The organism is Allobosea sp. TAB14, assembly GCF_052113865.1.
GTDB lineage: Bacteria > Pseudomonadota > Alphaproteobacteria > Rhizobiales > Beijerinckiaceae > Allobosea > Allobosea spartocytisi.
Window position 1 is genome coordinate 1 of sequence record NZ_JBFRDQ010000162.1, and the last position, 9,397, is coordinate 9,397.

Here is a 9,397-nt window from a genome sequence, read left to right on the forward strand (position 1 = left end):
GAGTTGCGCCGCCGCATTGGTCAGCACCGTGAACAGGATCAGGGGAATATAGGAACTCATCGCCGTGCCGGGATTTCCTGCGTCGTTTTTCAGCCTCCAGATGCCGAGAAAAAAACTTCAAATGCCTTAGTGCGCGAACCCTACTTCATCATAACGTTAAGACGATCCTGCCGTGATCGACGAAACCCTGCGTCATCCGGGCGCCGGCCCGATCCTTGCCTCAGCCATGGGGATCATGGCGTCCGGAGAGGGTGACGATGAAGCGCGAAGAGCTGACCGAGAAGATTCTCGACATCAAGCGCGAGAAGGGCTGGAGCTGGAAATACATCACCGACGAGATCGGCGGCATGTCCGAGGTGCTGGTGGTCGGCGCGCTGCTCGGCCAGATGAAGCTGGTCCGGCCGCTGGCCGAGCGCGCAGCCGCGCTGTTCGGCCTGTCCGAGAACGAAAAGCGCATGCTCAACGAGGTGCCCTATCGCGGCACCGGCACGCCGATGCCGCCGACCGACCCGCTGATCTACCGCTTCTACGAGATGGTGATGGTCAACGGGCCGGCCTGGAAGGCGCTGATCGAGGAGGAATTCGGCGACGGGATCATGTCCGCGATCGATTTCAACATCTCGTTCGAGCGCGAGCCCAATCCGAAGGGAGACCGGGTCAAGATCGGCATGTCGGGCAAATTCCTGCCGTACAAGTACTACGGCAACGAGCAGGGCATTCCCGATTACGGCTTCAAGGAGGAGTGACGCGGGCCATTGCTGCCTCGGCCTGTCGCGACGGTCGTTACCGTGGTTAGGGTTATCACCTCGCTCGGAAGGTCTCATGCCCTTGCCCAATCGCGTCAGGCCCGACGGCGCGCTCTTCGCCGATCCGGCCCGCGGCACCCTGTTCGGCAATCGCGGCGGGCGCTTCCACGATCCACGGACGCAAGCCCTGCCGCGTCGCATCCAGGCCAGCCGCCAGTGGATCTGCTGCGTGCTGTCCTTCAAGGGGCGCCGGCATCAGGTCTGGGGTCCCGGCTACACCGACCTCTTCTTCTGCGACGAGGTCACTGCCTTCGCCGCTGGCCACCGCCCCTGCATGGAATGCCGGCGGCACGACGCCCTCGCCTATCGCGCAGCACTGGTGAGCGGCCTCGGCCTGACGCAGACGCCGTTCTTCCCGGAGATCGATCGCATTCTCGACGGCGAGCGCCGCGACGGCCGGGGCAAGCGCACGCATCGCCTGTCGGCGGAGAATCTACCGGACGGCGCGATGCTGCTCGCCGAGAACGGAAGGGAATTCCTGGCGCTGCGCGGCGGCTCCGCCCTGCTCTGGGCGCCGGCCGGCTATGCCGCGCGCCGCGACCGTCCGGCGGGAACCGTGACCGTCCTGACGCCTCCGGCCACGCTCGCCGTGTTGAGACAAGGTTATAGGCCCCTCTGGCATCCGAGCGCCGATGCCTTCACGCCGCCACCCGGCACCGGCGGGTAGGAACTTTCACGCCACAGAAGGCGTTGGCACAGCATCATCCTTTCCAAAAAGGGGCTGTCCATGCGTTCGATCATCCTGTGGCTCGTCGGGGTTCCCATCCCGATCATCATCCTGTTGTGGTTCTTCATGAAATAGCCTCGAACGAACCGAGGAACGTGCAGGGCCGGGCCTCGCGCCCGGCCCTTTGCATGATCGTTGCCGCCACGCCTTGGCAGGAATTCGCGCGTCTCCAGCCCTGTCAGCCATCGCAACCGGCGACGAACAGGCCTATATGGCGGCCATGCTCATGTCCTCGACATCCCCGATCATCTCGGTCTCCGGGCTCTCCAAGACCTATGCGACCGGCTTCAGCGCGCTCAAATCCGTCGATCTGGAGATCAGGCGCGGCGAGATCTTCGCCCTGCTCGGCCCCAACGGCGCCGGCAAGACGACGCTGATCAGCATCATCTGCGGGCTGGTGAAGCCCAGCACCGGCACCGTCCTCGCCGACGGCTACGACATCATCCGCGACTATCGCGCCGCCCGCGCGGCCATCGGCCTCGTGCCGCAGGAATTGACCACCGACGCCTTCGAGACGGTCTGGAGCACGGTCAGCTTCAGCCGCGGCCTGTTCGGCAAGCCGAAGGACCCGGCCTTCATCGAGCGGATTCTCAAGGAGCTGTCGCTCTGGGACAAGAAGGACACGCAGATCCGCCGGCTCTCCGGCGGCATGAAGCGGCGCGTGCTCATCGCCAAAGCGCTCGCCCATGAGCCGCGCATCCTCTTCCTCGACGAGCCGACCGCCGGCGTCGATGTCGAGCTCAGGCAGGACATGTGGCAGATGGTGCGCCGGCTCAAGGAATCCGGCGTCACCATCATCCTGACGACGCATTACATCGAGGAGGCGGAGGAGATGGCCGACCGCATCGGCGTCATCTCCAAGGGCGAGATCATCCTCGTCGAGGAAAAGGCGGAGCTGATGCGCAAGCTCGGCAAGAAACAGCTCAGCCTTCAGCTCCAACAGCCGATCGAGGCCGTTCCTGCCACGCTCGCCGCCTTCAATCTCAGCCTGTCGCCCGCCGGCGACGAGCTCGTCTACACCTACGACACCCAGGCCGAGCGAACCGGCATCACCACCTTGCTGCAGGGCCTTGCCGAGGCGGGCATCCGCTTCCGCGACCTCAGCACCAGCCAAAGTTCGCTCGAAGACATCTTCGTCAGCCTGGTGAGGGAGCGCGCATGACCACTGTCACGACGAACCGCGACGCCGAGGCCGGCATGCGCCTCAACTTCCGCGCCATTGCCGCGATCTACCGCTTCGAGATGGCGCGGACATGGCGCACCCCTTCGCAGAGCATCGTCTCGCCGGTGCTCTCGACCGCGCTCTATTTCGTCGTCTTCGGCGGCGCTATCGGCTCGCGCATGCAATCGATCGACGGCGTACCCTATGGCGCCTTCATCGTGCCCGGCCTGATCATGATGTCCCTGCTGACGCAGAGCATCGCCAATGCGTCCTTCGCGATCTATTTCCCGAAATTTACCGGCACGATCTACGAATTGCTCTCCGCCCCCGTCGCCTGGTGGGAGGCGGTGATCGGCTATGTCGGCGCCGCCGCATCGAAATCGATGCTGCTCGGGCTGATCATCCTGCTGACGGCCACCTTCTTCGTGCCGCTGCGCATCGAGCATCCGGCGATGATGCTGCTCTTCCTCGTGCTGACGGCGACGACCTTCAGCCTGTTCGGCTTCATCATCGGCATCTGGGCCGATGGCTTCGAGAAATTGCAGGTCATACCCCTGCTGATCGTGACGCCGCTGGCCTTCCTCGGCGGCTCCTTCTACTCGATCGCGATGCTGCCGCCCTTCTGGCAGAAGGTGACGCTGTTCAACCCGGTGGTCTATCTGATCAGCGGCTTCCGCTGGAGCTTCTACGGCATCGCCGATGTCAGCCTCGGCGTGAGTCTGGGCATGACGCTCTTCTTCCTCGTGCTCTGCATCGGCATCGTCGGCTGGATCTTCAGGACCGGCTACCGGCTCAAGAACTGAGCCGGCAGGGTCTCCTGCACGGTCAAGTGCTGGAGCGCGTCGCCAGCCAGTCCTGACCGCCGCCTTCAGCCCGTCCGATCATGCGATTTTCTTCGACGCGGCCTGTATAGCGCTGCCCGTCCGCCAGGAAGCTGATCTCGCTGCCCGTCATCTTGGCCTCGGAGATCGGCACGGACTTGCCGTTGCGCGTCAGCGTGCCCGACAGCATCTGGAAGCTCTGCGAGAGCCTGAGTTCGCCATCGCCGAGCCGCCATGTGCCGGCGACCTTGGCGGGCACGATCCAGTGATAGGCGCGGCAGAAGCTCGAGCAGTTCTCCGCCAGCACGACGCTCTGGTCCGGCTCCCAATCGTCCATGGTGAAGGTGTTCGAGACGACCCGCGTGCCGGGCTTCATGTCGAGGATGGTCGGCCGGAGCTTGAGGTTGAGTTCAGGCAGCAGGAACAGCGTCAGCACCGTCGCCTGCGAGAAATCGGATTCGAAGATGTCGCCCCGGACGAACCGCGCCCTGTCGGTCACGCCCTCCGCCTCGGCGTTGCGCTGCGACAGCGTCACCATGTCGGGATTGTATTCGATGCCCATGGCTCGCACGCCGCGCTTGGCGGCGGTGATGACGGTGCGCCCGTCGCCCGAGCCGAGATCGATCAGATAGTCGTCCTTCGTCACTTTGGCGATGTTGAGCATGCTGTCGACCAGCGCCTGCTGGGTCGGCACCCAGACGACGTCCTTCCCGGCCTGGCCCGAACGCGGCACGTAGTCGGGAGCGGCGGCCGGATTCTGCGTGGCCTGCACGGGCTGGGCCGAAGCGGCCATGGGCGCGAGCAAGCCGATGGCGCAGGCGGTGGCGAGAATGTGAAGCCTCTTCATCATCTGTCTCCGTTGTCGAAAGCTGGGTTGGAAAGCCTTGGTTGGAGGTCTCGATCGGGCGAGTTCACTCGGCCGCTGCTGGCCTCGCGGCGCCGGGAATGACCTCCCCCTCATCCCCCTGCTTGCGCCGGAACAGCAGGAGCGGCAGGCCCGCGAGCACCACCGCGAGCCCCACCAGCGCGCCGCTGCCGGTATAGGCGAGGCTGGCGTGCAGCATGTAGGCGCAGCCCAGGCAGAACAGGATCGGCGTCAGCGGGTAGAGCGGCACGCGGAACGGCAGATTCCGCCCCGGCTCGCGCCAGCGCAGGATCGGCAGCGCTGCACCAACCAGCAGCAGGAAGGCCCAGAACACCGGCGCGCTGTAGTCGACCATGGATTGGAAGCCGTCCCGGCTGGCCGCGCCGAAACCGATGAGCAGCAGCGCGACGGCGCCTTGCAGCAGGAGCCCGTTCGCCGGGGCGCGGCCGCGCTCGTCCCACTCCCCGACGCGCGGCAGCAAGGTGAGATCCCGCGCCATGGCGAAATAGACCCGCGCGCCGGTAAAGATGGTGGCGTTGAGCGTCGAGAGCGCCGCGACGACGATGGCGAGGCTGACGATCACGGCGCCCGGCTCGCCGGCCACCTGCCGCATCATATCCGCCGCCACCGCCTCCGAAGTCCGCAAACCGTCGAGGCCGAGGATCGCGAGCAAAGCGAGATTGGCGAGCACGTAGATCGCGACGAGGATCGCCGTGCCGATGGCCAGCACGCGCGCCATGTTGCGCGCCGGATTCTCCAATTCGCCCGAAAGATAGGCCGCCTCGTTCCAGCCGCCATAGGTCAGCAGCACGAAGACCATGGCGAGGCCGATGGCCGCCGTCCCGGGCGCAGGGGTAGCCGGCTGCGCCGGAGCATCGCCGCCGAAGAACAGGCCGAGCAGGATGATGGCGGCGAGCGCCCCGACCTCGATGAAGGTCATGACGATCTGCAGTCTCTTGCTCTGCACCGTGCCGATGACGTTGAGCGCCGTCAGCGCCACCACCGAAAGCGCGGCATAGAGCGCCGGCCCCATCGGTCCGATCGGCGCGACCTGCGCAGCATAGTCGCCGAGTACGAAGGCGACCGCCGCGATCGCCCCGGTCTGGATCACGGCGCCGCGCGCCCAGCCGAACAGCATCGCGACGGGGCGGCCATAGGCACGGGCGAGGAAATGATATTCGCCGCCGGCGTGAGGATGCGCGGCGGCGAGCTCGGCATAGCAGAGCGCACCGATCAGCGTCGCCACGCCGCCCATGATCCAGACGCCGATGAAGGCCGCCTCGCTGCCGACATTCGCGGCGACCACGGCCGGCGTCTTGAAGATGCCGATGCCGACGACGATGCCGACCATGATCGTCACGGCATCGAAGACGGACAAGCTCGGCTGCGGCTCGGCCTTGACGGCTGCGGGCATTCCGGTCCCCTCGGCTGATATGAAAAGTCGTACGACGGAAGTCGAAGGGGAGAATGCGGCGGGAATGGCGGTTGTTCCGCTCACAAAGCGGTCGGCAATCCTCACGGAGCCGTGAGCGGCGCAGAAYTCGGCACGCGCCGCCACCGCGCGGCGAGAATGATTGACTTCGCCCGCCTCATCCTGTCTTCAAACCGGCCATGACCGATCTTTCGACCCTTCGGGCCCCGGCGGCCGAGGCGCCGCATGCGCGCCGGCGCACCTTCGCGATCATCTCGCACCCGGACGCGGGCAAGACGACGCTGACCGAGAAGCTGCTCTATTTCGGCGGCGCCATTCAGCTCGCCGGCGAGGTACGCGCCAAGCAGGGCCGCCGCCAGACCTCCTCGGACTGGATGAAGATCGAGCGCCAGCGCGGCATCTCGGTCGTCACCTCGGTGATGACCTTCGAATATGGCGGGCACGTCTTCAACCTGCTCGAYACSCCSGGCCACGAGGACTTCTCSGAAGACACCTACCGCACGCTGACCGCCGTCGACGCCGCCGTCATGGTCATCGACGCCRCCAAGGGCATCGAGGACCGCACCAAGAAGCTGTTCGAGGTCTGCCGGCTGCGCGACATCCCGATCGTCACCTTCATCAACAAGGTCGACCGCGAGACCCGCGATCCCTTCGACCTGATCAACGAGATCGAGACGACGCTGGCGCTCGACGTCGCGCCGATGACCTGGCCGGTCGGCCGCGGCCGCGAATTCGTCGGCACCTACGATCTCAAGGCCAATACCTTCCGCCGCAACCAGAAGGGCGACGAGCGCGCCGAGGACCGCCAGGTCTCCGGCTGGGACGATCCGCTCTTCGACGAATTGCTGCCGCATGGCGCCGCCGAGACCTGGCGCGAGGAGGTCTTCCTCGCCGCCGAGGGCCTGAAGCCCTTCGATCTCCAGGCTTTCCGCGAGGGCCATCTCACGCCGCTCTATTTCGGCGCGGCGCTCCGTGACTACGGCGTGCGCGACCTGATCGATGCGCTCGGCGCCTATGCGCCGAGCCCGCGTGCGCAGCTCGCGGACAAGCGCCCGATCGAGGCGGACGAGCCGAAGATGACCGGCTTCGTCTTCAAGATCCAGGCGAACATGGATCCGAACCACCGCGACCGCATCGCCTTCATGCGCATCTGCTCGGGCAAGCTGTCGCGCGGCATGAAGGCCAAGCTTGTCCGCACCGGCAAGCCGATGCCACTCAACGCGCCGCAATTCTTCTTCGCCCGCGACCGCTCGATCGCGGAAGAAGCCTTTGCCGGCGACATCGTCGGCTTGCCCAATCACGGCACCTTGCGCATCGGCGACACGCTGACCGAGGGCGAGGACATCGTCTTCAAGGGCGTGCCGAGCTTCGCCCCGGAAATCCTGCGCCGCGTCAAATTGAAGGACGCGATGAAGGCCAAGAAGCTGCGCGAGGCGCTGCAGCAGATGGCCGAGGAAGGCGTCGTCCAGCTCTTCCTGCCGCATGACGGCGCCCCTGCCATCGTGGGCGTCGTCGGCGCGCTTCAGCTCGACGTGCTCAAGGAGCGCATGGACGCGGAGTATTCGCTGCCCGTTGATTTCGAGCCCTGCCAGTTCTCGATCGCCCGCTGGGTCTCCTCGGACGACAAGGCGACGCTGCAGAAATTCGTCTCGGCCAAGCCCTCGGCCATGGCCGATGATCTCGACGGCGACCCGGTCTTCATGGCCTCCAGCCAGTTCACGCTGAAATACGATGCCGAGCGCGCGCCCGACATCACCTTCTCGGACGTGAAGGACTACCAGAAGGTCACGAAGGCCTGATCCGGGCTCAGCATCATGCTCGCCCTTGTGGCGAGCATCCACGTCTTGAACACGGCTCTCCGTGGATGGTCGGGACAAGCCCGACCATGACGGCAGAGGAAAGGTCCGACGTCAGCCAGCCCGATTGCCGGACACCACCGCCAGCGCCGCGACGAACCTGTCGAGATCGGCTTCCATGATGTAGGGCGCCGGCGAGATGCGGATCGTGTTGCCCTTGGCGACGCCGCCGCGACGCACCGTCATCACCTTGTGCTGGTCGCGCAGCGCCGCGACGATTGCGTTGGTGTCGGCGGGCGAGCGCTTGCCGGTCAGCGCGAAGGAGGTGATGCCGGCGACCATGCTCGGATCGTCCGGCGTCTGGATTTCGACGCCCTTGAGCTCGCGCGCCCTGGCGACCCAGTAATTGCGCAGATGGCGGTAGCGCGCTTCCTTGGCCTGCGGCCCGATCTCCCGGTGCAGGGCGAGCGCGGTCGGAACGGTGAGCTGCGCCGCGAAGTTCGGCGTGCCCGTATGCAGGCGCGAGCGGATGTCGTCGGCCTTGAAATCCTCGTCGGCCATATAGGGGTCGATATCGGCGAGACGCTCCCGGGTGATGTAGATCATGCCGACGCCGAGCGGYGCGCCGATCCATTTATGCAGGTTGAAGCCGATGAAATCGACGCCGAGATCCTTGGCCTGGAAGTCGATCTGGCCCCAGCTATGGGCGGCGTCGAGGATGACGTCGGCGCCGCGCGCCTTGGCCATCGCCGCGATCTCCTTCACCGGCATCATCAGGCCGGTGCGGTGGCTGACATGGGTCAGCAGGAGAAGCTTGGTCTTCGGATTCGCTTTCAGGGCAGCGTCATAGGCGTCGAGCACGGCCTGGCGCGTCGCGGGTTCCGGAATGTCGAACTTCGCCACCGCGACGCCGCGCCGGTCCTTGAGCCAGTTCATCGCGTATTGCATCGAGTCGTAGTCGAGATCGGCGTAAAGCACGGTGTCGCCGGGCTTCAGCTTGTTGTAGCCCGAGATCAAGGCTTGCAGCGCCTCGGTCGCGCCGCGCGACAGCGCGATCTCCTCACGCGCGACGCCGAGGAATTCCGCGAGCGGCGCGCGGACATTGTCGAGATCCGCCCCGATCTTGGTCCGGGCATAGACCGTGTTCTCGAAATTCACGAAATCGGTCAGGCGCTTGTATTCCGCCTTCACCGGCTCGGCCATGATGCCCCAATAGCCGTTCTCGAGGTTCACCATGTCGGGCGTGACGCTGTAGAGGCCGCGCACGGCCTGCCAATAGCCCGTATCCGCCCCGAGGTTCGATGTCGGCAGCGCCGGCAGCGAACGCGCGAAAGCCGGAGCCGCCAGCGCGGCGGTCCCGAGGCCGAGCAACAGCGCGCGGCGGCTGGTCTGAGGAACCGGATTCGACATGTTCATGATCTCCTGGGACGGCACGCGCGGGAGGTAGCGCCAAGCTGTCTCAGTGCTGTGACATGTCACGCATCCGCTTTCCGCGAACCGGTCCGGCCCTCAATGTCCCGGCAGCGCGAATCCCAGCGGGACCGCTGTCGTCGACTTCAGCTCCTCCATGGCGAACATCGAGGTCACATCGGAGAGGTCGATGCGCGAGATCAGCTTCTTGTAGAGCGCGTCATAGGCGGCGATGTCGGAGACGCAAGCCTTGAGCAGATAGTCGATCTCCCCGCTCATCCGGTAGAAATCGACGATCTCCGGCAGGTCCTGCACGGCGGAATGGAAGCGTTCCAGCCACTCCATCGAGTGCCGCGCCGTCCTGACCGCGATGAAGAC

At 65.6% G+C, this 9,397-nt stretch carries 9 protein-coding genes; 5 read left to right on the plus strand and 4 right to left on the minus strand.

Translation table 11 applies throughout. The annotated features are described in order from the left end of the window. The first annotated feature begins 257 nt into the window (after nucleotides 1–257). From cynS to AB4Y99_RS20930, 4 genes are all read left to right on the plus strand, one after another. The gene (gene cynS / locus AB4Y99_RS20915; RefSeq protein ID WP_112763614.1) at nucleotides 258–746 is read left to right on the plus strand and encodes a cyanase; all 489 of its coding nucleotides are present in this window, start codon (nucleotides 258–260) and stop codon (nucleotides 744–746) included. A gap of 76 nt (nucleotides 747–822) precedes the next feature. Further along, nucleotides 823–1,473, plus strand: coding sequence for a hypothetical protein (locus AB4Y99_RS20920; RefSeq protein WP_441524673.1), 651 nt, complete (start codon nucleotides 823–825; stop codon nucleotides 1,471–1,473). Nucleotides 1,474–1,759: 286 nt separating this feature from the next. Then, complete coding sequence (locus tag AB4Y99_RS20925; RefSeq protein ID WP_441524674.1) at nucleotides 1,760–2,695, plus strand: ABC transporter ATP-binding protein; 936 nt, start codon at nucleotides 1,760–1,762, stop codon at nucleotides 2,693–2,695. Then, on the plus strand, nucleotides 2,692–3,498 hold the full coding sequence (locus AB4Y99_RS20930) for an ABC transporter permease (RefSeq protein WP_248311179.1): 807 nt from the start codon (nucleotides 2,692–2,694) through the stop codon (nucleotides 3,496–3,498). Before AB4Y99_RS20925 ends, AB4Y99_RS20930 begins: the two co-directional genes overlap by 4 nt. Before the next feature lie 22 nt (nucleotides 3,499–3,520). On the opposite strand, the gene AB4Y99_RS20935 is transcribed toward AB4Y99_RS20930, so the two are convergent. Together AB4Y99_RS20935 and AB4Y99_RS20940 are read right to left on the minus strand one after the other, a co-directional pair. Beyond that, entirely contained in the window at nucleotides 3,521–4,366 is an 846-nt protein-coding gene (locus AB4Y99_RS20935; protein ID WP_441524675.1) for an SAM-dependent methyltransferase, read from the minus strand. 61 nt (nucleotides 4,367–4,427) lie between these two features. Then, nucleotides 4,428–5,795 carry an APC family permease gene (locus AB4Y99_RS20940; protein WP_441524676.1) on the minus strand — a complete coding sequence of 456 codons (1,368 nt, stop codon included), beginning with the start codon at nucleotides 5,793–5,795 and terminating at the stop codon, nucleotides 4,428–4,430. A 197-nt stretch (nucleotides 5,796–5,992) separates the two neighbouring features. On the opposite strand from AB4Y99_RS20940, the gene AB4Y99_RS20945 reads away from it, so the two are divergent. After that, nucleotides 5,993–7,612 carry a peptide chain release factor 3 gene (locus tag AB4Y99_RS20945; RefSeq protein ID WP_441524677.1) on the plus strand — a complete coding sequence of 540 codons (1,620 nt, stop codon included), beginning with the start codon at nucleotides 5,993–5,995 and terminating at the stop codon, nucleotides 7,610–7,612. Nucleotides 7,613–7,723: 111 nt separating this feature from the next. Here AB4Y99_RS20945 and AB4Y99_RS20950 read toward each other — a convergent pair whose 3' ends face one another. Beyond that, complete coding sequence (locus AB4Y99_RS20950; protein ID WP_441524678.1) at nucleotides 7,724–9,019, minus strand: aminotransferase class V-fold PLP-dependent enzyme; 1,296 nt, start codon at nucleotides 9,017–9,019, stop codon at nucleotides 7,724–7,726. A gap of 99 nt (nucleotides 9,020–9,118) precedes the next feature. After that, nucleotides 9,119–9,397, minus strand: a 279-nt coding sequence (locus tag AB4Y99_RS20955; RefSeq protein ID WP_441524679.1) for an Lrp/AsnC ligand binding domain-containing protein, incomplete at its 5' end; no start/stop codon positions are given.

What these genes read in the sequence shown, in the direction of transcription:
- cynS (WP_112763614.1), top strand. Translation starts at nt 258, where the DNA reads ATGAAGCGCGAAGAGCTGACCGAGAAGATTCTCGACATCAAGCGCGAG.
- AB4Y99_RS20920 (WP_441524673.1), top strand. Translation starts at nt 823, where the DNA reads ATGCCCTTGCCCAATCGCGTCAGGCCCGACGGCGCGCTCTTCGCCGAT.
- AB4Y99_RS20925 (WP_441524674.1), top strand. Translation starts at nt 1,760, where the DNA reads ATGTCCTCGACATCCCCGATCATCTCGGTCTCCGGGCTCTCCAAGACC.
- AB4Y99_RS20930 (WP_248311179.1), top strand. Translation starts at nt 2,692, where the DNA reads ATGACCACTGTCACGACGAACCGCGACGCCGAGGCCGGCATGCGCCTC.
- AB4Y99_RS20935 (WP_441524675.1), bottom strand. Translation starts at nt 4,366, where the DNA reads ATGATGAAGAGGCTTCACATTCTCGCCACCGCCTGCGCCATCGGCTTG.
- AB4Y99_RS20940 (WP_441524676.1), bottom strand. Translation starts at nt 5,795, where the DNA reads ATGCCCGCAGCCGTCAAGGCCGAGCCGCAGCCGAGCTTGTCCGTCTTC.